12 protein-coding genes are annotated in these 17,862 nt (G+C 68.8%); 5 read left to right on the top strand and 7 right to left on the bottom strand.

The window, feature by feature from the left end:
• Positions 1-30 precede the first annotated feature (30 nt).
• Both SALMUC_RS15240 and SALMUC_RS15235 read right to left on the bottom strand, forming a co-directional pair.
• Positions 31-1,596, bottom strand: coding sequence for an ABC transporter substrate-binding protein (locus SALMUC_RS15240; RefSeq protein ID WP_084514002.1), 1,566 nt, complete (start codon positions 1,594-1,596; stop codon positions 31-33).
• Between the two features lie 343 nt (positions 1,597-1,939).
• Positions 1,940-3,523 (bottom strand): ABC-F family ATP-binding cassette domain-containing protein, encoded by a 1,584-nt coding sequence (locus tag SALMUC_RS15235; RefSeq protein ID WP_020039676.1) that lies wholly within the window; start codon positions 3,521-3,523, stop codon positions 1,940-1,942.
• A 671-nt stretch (positions 3,524-4,194) separates the two neighbouring features.
• Between SALMUC_RS15235 and SALMUC_RS15230 the strand changes: the two genes are divergently transcribed.
• Complete coding sequence (locus SALMUC_RS15230; RefSeq protein ID WP_020039677.1) at positions 4,195-5,079, top strand: DMT family transporter; 885 nt, start codon at positions 4,195-4,197, stop codon at positions 5,077-5,079.
• A 250-nt stretch (positions 5,080-5,329) separates the two neighbouring features.
• Here the strand turns inward: SALMUC_RS15230 and SALMUC_RS15225 are convergent, their stop codons facing one another.
• From SALMUC_RS15225 to SALMUC_RS15210, 4 genes are all read right to left on the bottom strand, one after another.
• Positions 5,330-6,136 (bottom strand): PDZ domain-containing protein, encoded by an 807-nt coding sequence (locus SALMUC_RS15225; protein WP_020039678.1) that lies wholly within the window; start codon positions 6,134-6,136, stop codon positions 5,330-5,332.
• A gap of 521 nt (positions 6,137-6,657) precedes the next feature.
• Complete coding sequence (locus SALMUC_RS15220) at positions 6,658-7,977, bottom strand: membrane protein (protein WP_020039679.1); 1,320 nt, start codon at positions 7,975-7,977, stop codon at positions 6,658-6,660.
• Entirely contained in the window at positions 7,974-9,461 is a 1,488-nt protein-coding gene (locus tag SALMUC_RS15215) for a GumC family protein (RefSeq protein WP_020039680.1), read from the bottom strand. The genes SALMUC_RS15220 and SALMUC_RS15215 overlap by 4 nt, the downstream gene beginning before the upstream one ends.
• Before the next feature lie 109 nt (positions 9,462-9,570).
• Positions 9,571-10,191, bottom strand: a complete 621-nt coding sequence (locus SALMUC_RS15210; protein ID WP_020039681.1) for a LuxR C-terminal-related transcriptional regulator — start codon at positions 10,189-10,191, stop codon at positions 9,571-9,573.
• Positions 10,192-10,542: 351 nt separating this feature from the next.
• Between SALMUC_RS15210 and SALMUC_RS15205 the strand changes: the two genes are divergently transcribed.
• From SALMUC_RS15205 to SALMUC_RS15195, 3 genes are all read left to right on the top strand, one after another.
• On the top strand, positions 10,543-11,970 hold the full coding sequence (locus SALMUC_RS15205) for a WecB/TagA/CpsF family glycosyltransferase (protein ID WP_020039683.1): 1,428 nt from the start codon (positions 10,543-10,545) through the stop codon (positions 11,968-11,970).
• Positions 11,971-12,076: 106 nt separating this feature from the next.
• Complete coding sequence (locus SALMUC_RS15200) at positions 12,077-12,589, top strand: putative pterin-binding protein (protein WP_020039684.1); 513 nt, start codon at positions 12,077-12,079, stop codon at positions 12,587-12,589.
• A gap of 6 nt (positions 12,590-12,595) precedes the next feature.
• Positions 12,596-15,160: a hybrid sensor histidine kinase/response regulator gene (locus tag SALMUC_RS15195; protein ID WP_020039685.1), complete on the top strand. Its 2,565-nt coding sequence runs from the start codon at positions 12,596-12,598 to the stop codon at positions 15,158-15,160.
• A gap of 4 nt (positions 15,161-15,164) precedes the next feature.
• Here the strand turns inward: SALMUC_RS15195 and SALMUC_RS15190 are convergent, their stop codons facing one another.
• Entirely contained in the window at positions 15,165-16,400 is a 1,236-nt protein-coding gene (locus tag SALMUC_RS15190; RefSeq protein WP_021120463.1) for a polysaccharide biosynthesis/export family protein, read from the bottom strand.
• Positions 16,401-16,622: 222 nt separating this feature from the next.
• On the opposite strand from SALMUC_RS15190, the gene SALMUC_RS15185 reads away from it, so the two are divergent.
• Positions 16,623-17,861, top strand: a complete 1,239-nt coding sequence (locus SALMUC_RS15185; RefSeq protein WP_020039687.1) for an oligosaccharide flippase family protein — start codon at positions 16,623-16,625, stop codon at positions 17,859-17,861.
• Position 17,862 lies beyond the last annotated feature (1 nt).

Below are 17,862 nucleotides of genomic sequence, written 5' to 3'. Positions count from 1 at the left end.
CGGGCGTGTGAGTGGTGGCGGCCTCCCGGATCAGCGGGACAGCGTGGTGTTCTCCGTGATTGGCGGCGCGAGGTTCAGCGCGCCGTTCAGCTCGTAGCCGTAGTCGAGCGCATCGTGCCGCGCCCAGACCTGCATCAGGCTGAAAAGCGGCACCGAGCAGACCTCTTCGTGGATCAGCCGCTGCGCCTCGGCCCAGCTCGCCATCTGCTCCTGTTCGGAGGTGGCGGTGCGGGCCGCTTCGATCGCCTCGTCGGCGACGTCGCAATGCGAGAAGTTGGTGATGCCGGTGTCGGTCCCGACAATGGCGTTCGAGTGGTAGAACTGGGTCAGGTAGCTGTCGGCCACCGGGAAGCGCGCGGCGCCGTAGAAGACCGCGTCGCTGGCGTCCTGCCGGATCTGCTCGTGGTAGGTCGGGTGGTCGACGATGTTCATCTCCATCGTGATCCCGACCTGCGACAGCTGCGCCTGGATCACTTCCATGATCGGCAGCTGCGAGGCGTTCGAGGACACGATGGCGGTGAAGCTCACGCCGTCAGGATGGCCGGCTTCCTCGAGCAGGCTCCGGGCGAGTTCGGGGTCATACTCGTAGGTGCCGACATCGCAGTTCTCGCCAAGGTAGCCGGTCGGCACCACCGAGCAGCCGCGCGGGCCGACATCGGGGCCGACGAAGGTCACGATCTCGTCCACGTTGATCGCGTGAGCCACGGCCTGGCGCACCTTGATGTCGTCGAGCGGTTCGTGCGTCATGTTCAGGTGCAGCGTGCGGTATTCGCCGGGCAGGAAGACGTCGATCGTGGTGTCTTCCGCGGCGGCGGTCTGTTCCACCCACCGCTGTTCGCGCTTGCCGTAGATCAGGTCCAGCTCCCCGGCCTGGAAGGCAAGCTCTCGGCTCGAGTCGGAGGGGATGATCCGATACCGGATGTCATCGATCTCGGGCGCGCCGCGGAAATAGTCGGGGTTCGCCGCGAGGCTCACGTATTGCTGGGTCACGGCCTCTTCGAACATGAACGGGCCGGTGCCGACGGGGTTGTTGTTAAAGCTCTCGCCCATCTCCTCGGCCGCAGCTTTGCTGACGATGTTGCCGCCGTGGTAGTTGGCGACCAGCCCGAGGAAACCCGCAACCGGCGTGGACAGGGTGATCTGTACGGTTTTCGGATCGACCGCCTCGATGCTCTCGAAGGCGGCGTAGTCACCGGCGAAGGACGAGGTGTCGGTGCTGGCCGCGCGGTTCAGCGAGTAGACGACGTCCTCGGCCGTCACGGTGCCGTAGGCGCCGTGGAACGGCACGTCCTCGCGGAGCGTGAAGGTCCAGGTCAGGCCATCCTCGGAAGCCTCCCAGCTTTCGGCGAGATCGGGCTCGATATCCGCGGGATTGGCGCTGCCCGGCGGAAAGCGCACGAGGCCGTTGAACATCCAGCCCGCGAGCGCCTTGTCGGTCGTCGCCGTCGCGCGGTGCGGATCGAGGTTGGTGACGTCGGAATTGATCCCGACATTGAGCGTCTCGGCGAAGGCGCCATGAGGCATGGCGGCGGTCACCGTCGCGGCGAGCACAACTGACGCCGAAACTCTTGGCAGAAAAGAGATTGTGTTTGTCATTTGCCTTTTCCCTGATGGCTTGCGCGTCGAGCTAAGGACGGCCACGTATAAAGGTCAAAGGACAAAGTTTGGGGTCCGTATTCTGCTGGGTTATGGCCATCGGCACCTCTGCGGCCGCTCTTCGCGACGCGCGCGTCGGCACGCACCGGCATTTCGAGGCGCACGAACCGATGCGCGGCCTGTCGAAACCGCCGTTCGACACGCATGCGCAACAAGAGTGCCGTCCGAACTCTCGAGTGCGGGTCCTGCTGCCGTTTACTGCGGGTGCAACGCGGCATTTTCTTTTCCGCAGCAGACACGGTGATGCGCCGAGAAACGCGCATGATCCCGCCTGCGCCCTCGATCATGCCTCCAGCGTGACCACCCGGTCCGGCCCAAGGCTTTGCACGAAGGTCTGGTCATGGCTGACAGCGAGAATCGCGCCGTCGTAGGCGGCCAGCGCGGCCTCCAGCGCGTCCAGGCCGGCAAGGTCGAGATGGTTGGTCGGCTCGTCCAGAATGAGGAGCTGTGGCGGCCGCGGACCGCCCAGCACGCAGGCCAGTCCCGCGCGCAGCCGCTCGCCACCGCTCAGTTTTCCTGCCTGTCGACGGGCGTCATCGGCACGGAATCCGAACCGTGCCAGGGCGGCATGAGCCTCCTCCGCCGAGGCCTCGGGGTGCAGGGCAAGGAAGTTCTCTCGTAGCGTCCGTTCGGAAGAGAGAAATCCGACATGCTGATCCAGAAGCGCCCACCGGACAGCGACCTGCGCTTCCCCGCACATGGGGCGGAGCTGGCCGGTGATCAGCTTGAGCAGCGTTGTCTTGCCGCTGCCGTTCGGCCCGGCGAGGACGATACGTTCCGGCCCGGCGACGGTCAGGGACAGATCCCTGATCACCGGTTGCCCGGGATCATACCCGCCGCTCACCCGGTCCAGCATCAGGACGGTCTTGCCGGCTGGCAGTCCCGTGTAGGCAATGTCCATGCGCAGCGGCGTCAGCACCTCGACCTTCTCGCGCGCGGCCGCCAGTGCCTCGTCCGCCGCCTCCCGGCGTGCCTCGCGCAGACGCATGTTGGCCCCGCCGGATGCCTCCGCGCGACCCTTCTCGTAGTCCAGAAGGACCTTTGGCTGACTGCCCGAGGCGCGCGCCTTGCGCCCGACGCTGTCCTTGCGCGCTTTGCGCTCGGCGGCCTGCCGGGCCCGGCGGGCGGTCTCGTCGTGTGTCTTGCCGGCATGTGCCAGGGCCTGCTCGGCGGCGGCAAGCTCGGCCTCCTTCATCGCGCGGAAGGCACTGTAGTTGCCGCCATACCGGCTCGCGCCGAGGGAGGTCAGCTCGACGATGGCATCCATCTCCTCCAGCAACGCGCGGTCGTGGCTGACGACGATCGCGCCCCCGGGCCAGGTGCGCAGCATCTCGATCACGCTCCGCCGTCCCGCTTGATCGAGGTTGTTCGTCGGCTCGTCCAGAAGCAGAAAGTCGGGCTCGGCGAAGGTGAGGGCAGCGAGGGCCGCCCGCGTCCGCTGCCCGCCCGAGAGAGTGGCAAGCGGCGTCGACGGATCGACCCGCAGATCGCAACGCGCCAATGCGGCCTCTACCCTGACAGGCAACGTCCAGTCGGCCTCGGCCATGTCGTCGACGGTCGCCGCGCCGCGATCCGCGCGCTCGAGAAGATCCAGCGCCTGGCCGACGCCGAGGATATCCGCGACCGTCTCCCCGGGATGTTCGAGCACCTCCTGGCGCATCGCGGCCCAGGTGCCCGAAGCACTGACATGGCCGGAGGTCGGAGCAAGCTTCCCGGAGATGAGCCTTAGCAGCGTACTCTTGCCGATGCCGTTGCGACCGACAATGCCGGTGCGCTCCGGGCCGAAGGTCAGGTCGATATCGGTGAAGAGCGGGGAGCCGTCAGGTGCGGACCAGGACAGGTTGTTGAGGGAAATGGATGCAGGCATGGGACAGGACTTCTCGCGGCGAAACCAGATGGGTGAAGGCGGCGAGGTTCTTGTTCATGGCGCGTGCATCTCCTGCTGTCAGATCACTCCAAGGTGGGGGGCCGCGGCCCCGGCCACAAGGCCAGCCGAGTTTGCACCAATCAGCGTTGCCGCGACAGGGTTTTCCCGAACCGGTCAGTCATGGTCGCGTGCAGCATCTTCCGAGGCTTCGAAATCGCCGGGTAGTCAAAGCGACCCACCGATACGATGGCGGCGCCGAGGTGCGTTCCTGAAAAACTGTCTCTTGCGGAAGCAGGCAGCCGTGTCGCGTGTTGCAGCTCGGGATGCGGCCGAGAGCTCCCGTCTCGGAAACGCAGCGACCGGGCGAGGCCGGTCCGGCCCGCGAGATGCGTGACCGAAAGCGCTCAATCAGCCTGCCGCATGCGCAGGATACGGCCGCCTTGTTGCGTCGATGGCCTGCATGACATCTCCGCCAATCCGGCCTTGAGTGGTTGCCTTCCGCCAGTTTCGGACGTTTTTCTGGCCAGAATGCAAGAACCAGCCCCTCGATCCGGCATAACATTTCCATCGAGGGTGCGCCGGTCGTCGCGGATGTCCGGCCCAAGACTTGCAGGAGAACATTGTACCGCCGGAGCTTTCTTCGGCGACACGAACCGCTCGGAGAGGATGACATGAATATTGCGCTGTCCCGCGCACCGGGAACACACGTCCAGGGCATCCTTCTGATGTGCGTGGGAGTCGCCTGCCTCACCACCAACGATGCGATCGCGAAGACGCTGACCTCAGGCTATTCGCCACTGCAGATCCTGTTCCTGCGCAACGTGATCGCCTTGCCGGCCACAATAGCCATTGCGCTGTTCATGCGCGGGCCGTCCGCCCTCCGCTCGCACCGGCCGCAGGCTCACTTGCTGCGCGGCGCCCTCTGGGTCGGTGCCACGATGATGTTCTTCACGAGCTTCATCTATCTTGAACTGGCCGAGGCCACCGCGCTCATTTTCGTCGCGCCCGTGTTCATCACGCTGATTTCGGCCCTGTTCCTGGGCGAGGAGGTCGGCTGGCGGCGCTGGCTTGCCGTTCTGGCGGGATTCGCCGGGGTTCTCGTGGTGATCCGCCCGGGCGGGGCGGCGTTTCAGCTGATCTCGCTGCTGCCCGTCGCGACGGCGCTGGTCTACGCCCTGCTGATGCTCAGCGCCCGCTGGGTCGACCCGCGCGAGAGCGTTTGGACCCTGCTTGTGTACCTGACGGGGGCCGGAGCGCTTCTGAGCGCGCTACTCGTGCCTTTCGTCTGGGTCCCGATCCGGTCCGAAGACCTCTGGCTCTTCGCCGGGATCGCCTTTTTCGGCACGGCGGGGATGACGATGATGACACAGGCCTTCCGCCTCGCTCCGGCGGTCATCGTGGCCCCGCTTGATTACACCGGTCTGCTCTGGGCCACGCTCTTCGGCTGGCTCATCTGGCGCGAGAGCCCGGACGCGATGACGCTCCTGGGGGCCGCGATCATCATCGCGAGCGGTGTCTTCACGATCCTGCGCGAGCAGAGGCAATCCAGCCCGTGAAAAGCCGAAAAGCTTCGGCCGGAACCAGGCCGAACCGGTCCCGCCCGCACAGAGAGCATCCCTCGCGCCGGGATACCTTCGCGCGGACTGCGACGCAGAAATCCCCAGTTCCCCGGCGGACAGGGCTGGCCGTGGAGCGGTCGCAGCAGACAGGTCCCCTTTGGCGCGATCTGCGGATCAGCGCCGGGTCACGGGAGGATCGCCGTTCACGCATGCGATCATGTTGGCCTCCATGCGACGGCGGTGATCGCTATCGCAGGACAGTTCCGGGTAGTGTCCCACGACTTGGTGTAGGAGGCCGCGCGGCGGCGAACTGGTCGAACACGGAATTGTCCTGGCGCGACGGGTCCACGTCACGACACTCGATCAGGGCCGGATCCTGCGCGCCAAGTGCAACGGTGACGTCGCAGCGCAGCCGGGCATACTCCGTTCCGGTGACCGCGTTCGCCCGGAAATAGGCGAGGACGGTCGGATCGATACGACCCGTCTCGAGCTGTGCGGGCCTTGGACCAAAGCGCGTATTCCATGCTTCGATGCGTTCGGCATCGTGATTCAGGGCGACATGATCGCAGCGCATGTCCCCGATATAGCTCGCGGCGTAGCTGTCGCCCTCCTCCAGAAGCCGCGCCCGGGCGCGCGCCTCCATGTCGGGGTAGTATGCATCCGACAGTTCGAGACAGGCTTCCAGCAGGTCGTCCGGTTCGGGATTGAGCCGCCCGTCGGCAACCGCCTGCGAGATGCCCTTCTCCGGCACGCCCGGCACCTCCGCGAGGTCCAGAAGTTGCTTCTTGGTCCCGTCACCTCGAAGCACCTCAAGGTCGATCAGAGACCTGCGGTCGAAGTCCTGGTGGATCCCGGTGATGAACGCGTATTCGTCGACAGCGCCTCCCCACACACTGACGATGCGGTCACCTGCACGGATGCCTGCCGCGGCGGCGGGACTGCCGGCAAGGACATGCCGAACCCGCAGGTAGCCACCGACACGACCATCCCGAAGCTGGTCCTGCCCGAGAACGAGCCCGATCCGGTCATCCGTGGCCAGCGTCTCGGTCGCCACGATTTCCGTTTGCGGGACCAGGGTCCGCGGCGCGACCGCCGCGTTGACCGTGGGCCGGACCCTGCCTTTGGCGCAATCCCGACCGCCCGGGCTGCTGCGCCACCCGAAGTCCCACAGGTCGCCCTCGACCTCTGCCAGGAGGATCTGGCCGGGCTGGCCGCACCCCGTTCCGGCGGACTCGCTTTCTTCGAGACGGATGAAGCCCGGTTGTTCCCGTCGAACCTCGAGCCGGCCACTGCAATCCTGGCCGAGATAGTCGACGCGGGCGCCTTTGGAATACCGAGGCGCTCCCGACCCAACCGGAATTTCTGCAGCGGTTCAGAGATTGCCGGGTGATCCCGATGACGTTCCGGAAATCAGGACTCTGGCAAACCCTGTCGCACCGGCGTTTGGCAGTGATCCGGCAGCGCGTCGCGCGACCGGGCTTCGGGGGCGCGGCTTTCCTCGCCAAGAGGACGCGACCGAGGCCCGAAGCGCAGCCCATCAAGCCGCGCCCGGAGACGGACCGTCCGGCCGGGTCGTCACGCAGCGTCAGGCGAACAAGACACGCAGCTTTGGGCCACGGCAGGGTTCTCCGCGCGCAGCAGTTCGGCGGCGTGGATGCCCAGCACGACCAGACCGGGCCACAGAAGATAGGCCTCGATCTCGAGGTTCTCGCCGAAGGACAGCAGGACGATGGTCATCATGATCGACAGTGGCAGCCTCCCTCGCGGCCCGCGCGCCGCGTCAACGAGTGCCAGCATGGTCTGCCAGGCAAGCGGCACCAGCAGGGCCAGCAACCCGACAAGCCCCTTCACGAAGAGCAGTCCCCACCAGGTGTGATGGCTGCCGATGGGCATGTACTCCACGATATGCGCCCCAGGGTGAACGGTGCCGTGGCCGAACCAGAAGGCCTCGTTCTCCCACCGCTCGCCGGCGATGCGCTGAAGCGTCTCGCGCACGCGGGTGCTGTCGGCCCGCGCGCCCTTGAAGGCCGAGATGCCGTCCTTGATCGCCTGCACCAGCGCCGTGCCCACCACGGCGAGCGAGGCGGTCGCCCCTGCCAGCGCCTGCCAGGCCCATCCGCGCAGCAGCAGCGGCATCATGCGCGGCCCGATGGTGCAGGCCACCAGCCCCACGAGCCCCATTCGCGACTTGGACAGCAGGATCATGGCGACGCCCGCGGCCACCCCGATGCTGCGCCATTTCACGTTCCGCTCCTCGAGCGCAAAGCAGACCTGCAACACGCCCAGGAGCGCGGCGAAAGGCGACCAGGGGGCGTAGAACTGCCAGCGCGGCGTCCAGCTTGCCGGGTCCCAGGTGAAGAAGAAGACGCTGAAATACTCGGGGCCCGGGCCGCCGATGGCCTTGAGCGGCGAGGTGAAGATGCGCTCGGGCAGGCCCGCGTAGGGCGCGGCGAAGAGCACCGGCAGCAGGCAGAGCGTCCAGAGCCCGACGATGCACTGCCCGCGCACGAGGATCTCGCGCCGGATCGGCAGCACCGCGCCGGCAAAGGGAAAGAGCGCCAGCAGCGCCCAGCCCTTGGCCCAGCCGATGGAGCTCTTGATCGTCTGCTTGGCGCCGAGCCCCCAGTCGAGGTGCCCGACCCACAGCGCGACCAGCATCACCGCCATGCCCGCGAACCAGGCCAGCACGACCGGCGGCACCGGGCCACGGGCGCGCAGGTCGGCCCGGATCGCCGGGCCGAGGTAGAGCACCAGCGCCGCGAGGCCGGCCAGCAGCCAGGCCAGCACCGGCCCCACGACGTAGAGCGCGCCGACGAAGTAGAAGGGCCAGGTCCAGCGCAGCGCATTCCAGACCATGCGCTCGGCCAGGTTGCGGGGAGCGATCTCGGCGCTCATTCCGCGGCGACCAGGCCGGGGGTGTCGTCCTGCGGGACATGATCGCCCTCGGCAGCGGGCTCGAGCAGCCGGTCGATCAGGGACCGCCGCATCCAGCCCAGCGCGAGGCCCATGAGGACGAAGATCGTCGCCGCGATGCCGGCCGCGATGGCGAGCTTGCGGCGCGGCGAGCTGGGATCGGTCGGCAGCGCCGGGTCCTCCAGCACCTGCACCAGCGGATAGGAGGCGAAAAGGTCGGCCTTGTTGGTCTGCGTCCGCGCGATGGCCGAGGCGAAGACGGCCTCGGCGACGCGGAAGTCGCGCTGCAGGTCCTCGAGCCGGGCGGCCGGGTCGATCAGGTCCATCTGCCGGGCGCGGGCGGCCTCGAGCCGGGCCGTCATCGCGGCGTGCTCGGCCTCGAGCCCGGCGCGCTCGGCCTCGAGGGTCACGAGATCGCTCAGCAGCGCCGCGCGGCTGCCCACGTGCGAGATGTCGAGCGCGTCGAGTTCCGTACCGGAGAGGCCGGTCAGCTGTACGGAACGGCGCCGTGCCTCGTCGCGCGCGGCGGCATGGCCGGACTGCGCCGCACGCACCTCGGGGTGGTTGGCGCCATAGCTGCTGCGCGCCTGCGAGAGCAGCGCGGCCTGCTCGGCCATCTGCGTGTTGAGCGCCGAAAGCTCGGTGTCGGCGTGCAGCTTGAGCGCCGCCGCCGCGAGGCGCGGCGTGGTGCCCAGCGAGGCCTCCAGCGCGGACACCGCGCGGGTGCGCTCCGCCAGCGTCGCGGCCAGGTCGCGCTCGCGCTTCGCCAGCGTGTCGGCCTCGGTGACCAGCGCCTCGTACTGCGCGGCCGAGATCAGGCCGGTCTCGCGCTGCAGTCGGGAAATCTCGTCGCGGGTCGCCAGCACCGAGCGGCGATACTCCTCGATCGCCACGCCGGCGCCGCTCTCGCGCATCTCGACCTCGTCTTCCCGCAGCGCCTCGATCTCCGAGAAGAAGGCCTGCAGCAGTGCGTCTCCCCGCGCCTTGGCATCCTCGGGCGAATTGCCGGTGATGGAGACGTGGATGAGGCCGGTCTGGTCCACCAGCTCCACGCGCGGCTGGCCGAAGTCGCGGGACACCATGTCGAGCGACCCGGCGGCGGCATCGACGATCCGCTCAGCCGCCAGCAGGCGCTTGTAGGTCTCGGTCGGGCTGACCGAGCTATGCGCATAGGGCGAATTGGCAAAGGACGAGGCCTGCCCGATCCGGTCGAGATTGACCGAGGCCGAGGCACCCGATCCCGGCAGGATCAGCGAGAGGCTCGAGGTGTAGCGCAGCGGCGCGGTCGACAGATAGGTGGTGATCGGCGTCCAGATGCAGACCGCACCGATGGCGAAGAGGCCGATGTAGCGTGGCAGGCGCCCGGCGTCGGCCAGGCGGCCGCCACGCAGCATGCGGGCGAAGGTCATCTCGCGCAGGGGGCGGCGGATCAGGGCGGGAACGATGGATTTGCGGGTGCGGGGCATGGCGGGTCTCCTTGCCCCTGTCTCTACCCATTGCCCCGCTCTCGCGCCGCTGCGCCGGGGGATGCCCCCACCGCGCGGAGGGCGAGGCCGCCTATCCGTGCGGATAGGCTCAGAAGAGTCCCTGCTCCTTGGCGATCATCGCGGCCTGCGTGCGGTTCGAGGCGCCGATCTTGCGATAGAGCGTCTTGACGTGAAGCTTCACCGTGGGCTCGCGGATGTCGAGATCGCGCGCGATCTCCTTGTTGGACTTGCCCTGCGTCAGCCCCTGCAACACCTCGAGTTCGCGCTGCGAGAGCTTGCCGGCCAGCGGATGCACCTCGGCAGGCTCGGCCGAGGCGCGCATGAAGTCGAGCGGCGCATATTGCTCGCCCATGGCCATGAAGCGGATCGCGTTGACCAGCGACTTGGCCGAAAGCGTCTTGGGCAGGAAGCCTGCCGCCCCGGCCTCGAGCGCCTGCTCGGCGACCTCGCGGTTGGCGGTGCCCGAGATGATGGCCACGCGGTGCCGGCCCGGAAGGGCGCGAACCGTATCGAGGCCCGAGAGGCCGTTCATCCCCGGCATGGAGAAATCCAGCAGCACCAGGTCGAAGCCCTCGGGGTCGGTGCGCACGGCCTCCTCGGCGGCATCCAGCGTGCCGACCGCCACCGGGTCGAGGCTGCCCTCGGTTTCCATGAACATCACGAGCGTGTCGCGCAGCAGGTCGTGATCGTCCGCGATGAGAATGCGCATGGCGTCTCCTCTGCCGGAGGTCTGGATGGCGGACGAGGTCCGTGGCGCGAGTCGGATAGGTCCCTGAAAGGACATGATGATCGATCCCGGTCATGACGGCAAACGAATGACCGCACAAAATTCGGCGGCCGCGGGATCACGATGCACGTCAAATGCGTCACGAGAAGGGCGTAACGGCATAGAAGCTCTATCCGCCCGGATAGGCCTTGCCCCGCCGGTCGGGCGCGGAACGCGCCATGCAGGCAGGTGACGATCCCTCGGAGCGGTAGGGCTGTCCGGTGGCGGCGTTGAGCGAAAGGCGCGGCATGGCCCATCCGGAAGGGGACAAACGCTTGCCCCCGAGGACCTGACATGACCTACGCACGACACCCCCGCCACGACGCAGCCTTCGCCGACGCCCTTCCCGTCATCCCCGCGCCCGCCGGCCTCACCGACCGCCCTGGAAGCGGGATCGAGACCATCCGCCTCTTCGGCCTCGACATCGTCTCGGCAACCACCGAAGCCGTGATCGACCGGCTGATGACACCCGGCCGCCGCAGCCGCATCGCCTTCGTCAACGCCCACTGCGGCAACGTCCTGGCACGCGACAGCGCCTATTTCGACGCGCTCGCCACCGCCGACATGATCCTGCCCGACGGCATCGGCATGGAGCTGGCGGCCCGGATGCAGGGGCTGCGCTTCCGCGAGAACCTCAACGGCACCGACTTCACCCCTGCCCTGCTGCGCCGCGCCGCGCAGAAGGGCCTGAGCGTCTTCCTGCTGGGCGGCCGTCCCGGCGTGGCCCGCGCCGCCGCCGACAAGCTGGTCCTGGCAACGCCCGGGTTGCGCGTCGCCGGCCACCGCGACGGCTACGACGGAATGGGCGATACCGACGCCACCGTCGCCGCGATCAACGCGGCGCAGCCCGACATCCTGCTGGTCGCGGCTGGCGTGCCGCTGCAGGACCTCTGGCTCGCGCGCAATGCCCACCGCCTCGACGCGCGGATCACCATGGGCGTCGGCGCGCTCTTCGACTTCCTCGCGGGCCGCGTGCGTCGCGCGCCGGCGCCGGTGCGCCGCATGCGCTGCGAGTGGGTCTGGCGGCTGGCGATGGAGCCGCGCCGGATGGCGGGCCGCTACCTGCTGGGCAACGCGACCTTCCTGGCCCGCGCCGCCCGCGAGACCCTTGCGAAAACCGAGCCGCAGGACATTGCCCGGCGCGCCATCGACGTCACGCTCTCGGGCAGCGCGCTGCTGCTGCTCGCCCCTGTGGTCCTGCTGCTTGTGATCGCGATCCGGCTCGACAGCCGCGGACCGGTGCTGTTCAAGCAGGTGCGCATCGGCCGTGACGGACGCCCGTTCACCATGTTCAAGTTCCGCTCGATGCACGTCGATGCCGAGGCGCGGCGCGCCGCGCTGCTCGCGCAATCCGACCGGCAGGGCGTCTGCTTCAAGTCGCGCAACGACCCGCGCGTCACGCGCCTTGGCCGCATCCTGCGCCGCTTTTCCATCGACGAGGCGCCGCAGATCCTCAACGTCCTGCGTGGCGAGATGTCCATCGTCGGCCCCCGCCCGGCGCTGCCCGAAGAGGTCGCGGCCTACCCGGCCCGCGCCCTCGGCCGGCTGGCCGTGAAACCCGGCCTCACCGGCATCTGGCAGGTCTCGGGCCGCGCCGAGATCGGCTTCGACAAGATGATCGACATGGACCTTGCCTATGTCCGCGCCCGCTCGCTCCTGCTGGACATGATCCTGATCGCGACCACCTTCCGCGCCGTGATCGGCGGGCGCGGCGCCTATTGACCCCCGGCCGACCTATCCGTTCGGATAGGTCGGTTTCCCACAATGCCCAACGGACAGGTAACCCCTGTCGTGACATAACCATCCTCGACATTCCCGGAGTTCCGCCATGACCCTCAGCCCGATCCGCCGCGCCGCCGCCCTGCTTGCCCTGGCCATGCCACTGCCGCTGGCCGCGGCCGAGCTTGCCGCCCCCGAAGGGACGATCCTGCTCACCGTGAACGGTGCCATCGCCAACACCAACGTGGACGGGACAGCCGCCTTCGACCGCGCCATGCTCGAGGAGCTGGACCCGGTGACCTTCGAGACCACCACGATCTGGACCGACGGCGTCCAGAGCTTCACCGGCGTGCCGCTGTCGCGCCTGATGGAGGTCGTGGGCGCCGAGGCCGACAGCCTGAGCGCCACCGCCATCAACGACTACGCCGTGCAGATCCCGCGCGAGGATTGGGTCGAGGATGGCGCCATCGTCGCCTACCTGAATAACGGCGAGGCAATGTCTGTGCGTGACAAGGGCCCCCTCTGGGTGGTCTACCCTTATGACAGCAACGCCGACTACCAGACCGAGGTGATCTATTCGCGCAGCATCTGGCAACTGGACCGCATCACCGTCGAGGAATGATGCGGCATGAGTGAGCCCGCGCCGCAGACAATGCGGCGGCGGTGGCGGATCCTGTCGCCGAACAGGATCGCCGTCACCGCAGTCGTTTTCTGCGTCGGGCTCGTGGCCGGCATGGCCGCCTCGGTCCTGCGCGAGATCGACGAACTGTCGACCGCCAATTCCGACAACCTGCAATGGAGCCTGGCCCAGGCGGACGTGGAATTCCTGCGCCTGCGCCTGGCTCTCGAACAGGCGCAGCAGGACCGCGCCACGCTGGACGAGGTGCGGCGCCGGTTCGACATCTTCTACAGCCGCGTCGGCATTTTCGACAGCGGCACCGCCTTCCGGACCCTGCGCTCGGGCGATGAATACGCCGAACCCCGTGCAGTGGTGCAGCGCTTTCTCGACGATGCCGTCCCGCTGATCGACGGGCCCGACCCCGCCCTGCGTGACGCCCTGCCCGAACTCTCCGAGGCCGCGAGTGCCATCAACGAAGACGTGCGGGCCTTTTCCCTCGCAGGCCTGACGGCCTTTGCCGAGACCTCGGACAACCGCCGCCAGGATCTCGTGCACACGCTGATCGCGCTGGCCGTGCTGCTGGCGCTCGTCTTTGTCGGGCTGGTGCTGATCTCGTTCACGCTTTACCGCATGAGCCGGCAGGACCAGGCCCGCGCCGAGGAGATTCAGCGCACCGGGCGCCGGATGCAGGCCATCGTGGACACCGCGCTCGACGCGATCCTCGTGACCGACGCCGAGGGCACGATCCGCGAGTTCAACCCCGCGGCGCGGCGCATCTTCGGATATGACCGCGAGGAGGCGCTGGGGCGCAACGCGGGCGAGCTCATCTTTCCGCCCGAGGTGCTGAACCGGCTGCGCGGCGGCGAGCTGGCTTTCGTGGACACGCCGGGCGCTCCGCAGCAGCAGGAACGCCGGTTCGAAGAACAGGCGCTCAACCGGGACGGGCACCGCTTTCCCGCCGAAATCTCGGTTGTCCGCGCCGAGAGCGGCAAGCTCTTCGTGGCCTACATCCGCGACATCTCGCGCAGGCGGGCCGCAGAGGACGGCCTGACCGAGGCCCGGGACCGCGCGCTGGCGGGCGAGCGTGCCAAGGCCGAGTTCCTGGCCGTGATGAGCCACGAGATGCGGACGCCGCTGAACGGGATGCTGGGCACAATGCAGCTGATGCGCGACCACACCCTGACCGAGCGGCAGAGCGACCTGCTGGACCGGATGCAGACCTCGGGCAGCCAGTTGCTCGGGCTGGTCAACGACGTGCTCGACCTCTCGAAGTTCGAAGCCGGCAAGGTGCACCCGGACCAGCGTCCCTTCTCGGTGACGCGCCTGCTCGACGGTGTGGTCGAGACCGCCTCGCCACTGGCCGCCGCCGCAGGGACCACGCTGGAATGGCAATGGGTGGGCCAGCCTGCCGATGCCGCCCTGGGCGACTCGCGCCGCCTGCGGCAAGTGCTGCTGAACCTCGTGGGCAATGCGGTGAAGTTCACCCGCGGCGGCAGCGTCGATGTCGAGGCCGAGCGGCTGGGCAATGGGAAGACCCTCGAGTTCCGGGTGATCGACACCGGCATCGGCATCGCCGAGGCCGACCTCGACCGCATCTTCGAGGACTTCGAGACGCTCGATTCCTCCTATGCCCGCCGCGCCGGCGGCACCGGGCTGGGGCTTGGCATCGCCCGCCGCCTGACCGAGGCCATGGGCGGCGAGATCGGCGTCGAGAGCGAGCCGGGAGAGGGCAGCCTGTTCTGGATCCGCCTGCCGCTGGTCTCCTCCGAGGCAGAGGCGCAGGCCGAAACGCCGGCCGCGTCGCGCAAGGAGGAGCGGCCCGCGGTGCGCCCGCTCGACCTGCTGCTCGTGGAAGACAACGAGATCAACCGCTTCGTCGCCCGCGAGATGCTCGAGGCCGAGGGCCACAAGGTGACCGAGGCGCTGGACGGCCGCGCCGGGGTGGAGTGGGCCGAGGCCCGGGCCTTCGACGCGATCCTCATGGATATCTCGATGCCGGTGATGGACGGCCCGGCCGCCGCCCGCCACATCCGCGAGGGCGCGGGCGCCTCGGCCAAGGCGCCGATCATCGCGGTGACGGCCCATGCCCTGCCCGAGGAACTGGCCCGCTTCCGCGAGGCGGGCATGGCGCATTGCATCAGCAAACCCGTGAACAGGCGGCATCTTCTCGACACCCTGGCCGTCGCCCTGGACGAGGCAGGCGCGGAGGTTTTGCAGGAGCCGGTTCAGGAGCCCGAGCCGCTTCTCGACGAGGCGCAGATCGCGACGCTCTGGAAGGGCCTGCCGGACAGTGCGCGCGCCGACCTGCGAACGCGGTTCCTGGCCGAGATGGACGCGGCGATCGCCGATCTTGCGGCTCTATCGCCCGACGACCCCGATCTGCCCGCCGCGGCGCACAAGTGCGCCGGCAACTGCGCCACCTTCGGACTTGTCGCCCTGCGCGGCGCGCTTGGCCGGATCGAGACCTCCGCCAAACGCGGCCAGCCCGTCGACAGGGGCGATCTCGAAGCGCTGCGCCACCTCTGGGCACGCAGCCGGACGGCGCTGGAAGACCGGATGGAGCAGGCGCGCTGAGCGTTCAGCGCAGCAGCGTCAGGGCCCCCACCACGCCCAGCACGCGCGCCACCTCGGTCACGTTGGTCACGCCGCTGTCGTAGCAGGCCAGCGCATCGCCGGGCAGCAGGTAGGGGTCGTAATCGTCGCGGTCCGCGCGGGTGCGCATCACCTCGACCTTGCGCTCCACCACGACCGAGACATCGGTCATCGGGTTGCGCGAAAAGAGCGCCGCCGAGCGATCCGCGCTGCTGGCCCGCGCGCCGCCCACGCAGTTGAGGTCCACGACGGCCTGCATGTAGCGGGTGCCGTAGGGCACCTGCCGCACGGTCTCGCCGATGGCAGAGGGCGCGTTGCCGGTCGCCGGCTGCGTCAGGTTCGACATGTAGAGCGAGATCCCGGCAGGGCTGACCGGGCTGGGCTTCATCAGATCGTCCTGGAAGCACAGGCGCGAGGGCACTTCGACCTGGTCGCCGGTGATCAGCATGACGTCGTCGAAGGGCGTGCCGTCGACCGCGCCGCGCAGGTCGAGCGTATAGGTCGTGCCGCCGCGCGTCAGGCGGACGGCCGAGAGATCCGCGTCGGGGCGCACGCCGCCCGCGTTGCGCAGCGCGACCGAGAGGTTGCGTCCCTCGGTCGAGGCGCCGAGCGCGGCCTGCCGCAGCGTATCCACCTGGTCGCCCGGCACGCCGCCTATGGTGACCGGCTGCGGCTCGAAGACGGCGCCGGAGACCGTGACGCGGGCCGGCGCGTAGTCCTGCACCAGCAGCGCGGTCTCGGGCGCGGTGTCGTAGTAGTCCCCCGCGACAAGCGCCCGCCGGAGATCCGCGCCGACCTGAGCGGTGGTCCTGCCCTGCGCCGGGATCGGCGCGAGAAAGGGCACCTTCAGCGTGCCGTCCCGCGAGATGACGTAGTCGCCCGAGAAGGTCTCGTCGCCGGGCAGCATCAGGTCCACGAGGTCACCACGCGAGAGCACGTCTCCGCGCAGCGCCGCATCGGCGCGCCAGCCGGCCTTGCCGCCGTCTGCGGCGGCCGCCTCGCGCGTGCCGCCGATGGGGGGCCGGCAGGATTCGGCGTTGATCCGCGGCGCCTCGAGGATCGGCATGGCCTCGCGGCGCACCTCGATGTCACGGTACTGCGCCTGGTAGGCGCCCCCCTCGGCCACGGGCTCGATGTTGGCGGCCTCGCGCGGCGCCGAACAGGCCGCAAGGGCGACAAGCGCGACGGCGCGCGCGGTCTGTCTGTGTAGGGGCGGCACCACGGTCGCTGCTCCTCGCCGTTGGTTCTTCACTTTGACGGGAATCATAGCCCTGCGGACTCGCCCGCGTCCATCGCTGTGCCGGGATAGCCCACCTGTCCCTTCGGATAGGTCGCTCGACCGTTGCGTCGTTGCACTCGCCAGTGGCGCGGAAGCGCCCGGGACCGGCGCCCGGTAAAAGAAACCCGTGCAGACCGCACAGCCACATTCACGGGACTGACCCACATGACCCTCGCAGATCGCATCGGCCCTTTCGGGCGTTCCCTGATCGCCTACAGCCTCTCCGAGGTCGCGGCGAAAGCGTCGCGTCTGCTGGTCGTCGTGGCGGTCGCACGCTCGATGGACGCAACGACCATCGGGCTGGCGGCGGCGGCCATCGCTGCGGCGGACATTCTCAAGGCCCTGACCGAGAACGGCGCAGGACAACGCATCATCGCCGCCCGGGACGAGGACCTCGCCGCCACCTGCCGCACCGCGAGCCGCATCTTCTGGGCGTGGTGCATCGGCCTCTTCGCAGCGCAGGTCGCGCTTGGCGCGGCACTTTGGGCGCTTTCGGGCGACTGGGTGATCTTCGCGCTGATCGCGGTGCTCGCCGGCGAATACCTCTTCATGCCGGCCGGGTTGGTGCAATGCGCTCTCGCCATGCGCGCGGGCAAGATGCGCCAGACAGCTGCCATCGCCGCGGGCCAGGTCGTGGGCGCCAATGCGCTCTCCGCCGCGCTCGCCCTGCTGATGCCCGGACCGCTGGCGCTTGTGCTGCCGCGCCTTCTGGCCGCACCGATCTGGCTGGTGGCCATGCGCCGCCTGCACCCTTGGCAGGCCGACCGCAGCACGCGCCCCGCGCCGCTCGCCCCCTTCCTGCGCTACGGCTGGGCCGTTCTGGGCGTCGAGGTCGTGAAGGCCGCGCGCCTGCAGGCGGACAAGCTGGTCGTTGGCGCGCTCATGGGCCCCGAGGTGCTTGGCCTCTATTTCATGGCCTTTAACGCCGGGCTGGGGCTTGCCAACTCCTTCTCGCAGGCCTTCTCGGTCGCGCTATTTCCGCATCTGTGCACCGCCACCGACCGCGCCCAGGCCCTGCGGCAGGCGACGCTCATGAGCGTTGGCGTGATCGCCCCGGTGGTCGTCCTGCAGGCCCTTGCCGCGCCCTGGTACGTGCCGGTGCTCTTCGGCGCGGGCTGGGACGGGATCGCCGATGTGGTCTCGATCCTCTGCCTCGCCGCGATCCCCGGGGTGATCTGGTCCGCCGCAGCGCAATGGCTGCGTGCCGCCGGCCGGCCGCAGGTCGAGTTCTCCGTGACGCTGGCACTCACCATCGCCCTGGTCGCCAACACCGCTCTGCTCGCCCCGCTCGGGCTGACCGCGATCGCCTGGGGCACCCTCGCCCTCGCCCTCGTAATCCAGACAGGCGCCGCGCTGCCGGTGCTTGCCCCCGCCTTCTCCACCCGCTTCGCAAGGACCGCGTGAC

The organism is Salipiger mucosus DSM 16094 (assembly GCF_000442255.1).
Classification (GTDB): domain Bacteria; phylum Pseudomonadota; class Alphaproteobacteria; order Rhodobacterales; family Rhodobacteraceae; genus Salipiger; species Salipiger mucosus.
Note: the sequence above shows the minus strand (reverse complement) of the source record. Positions and strands in the feature narration are given on the sequence as shown.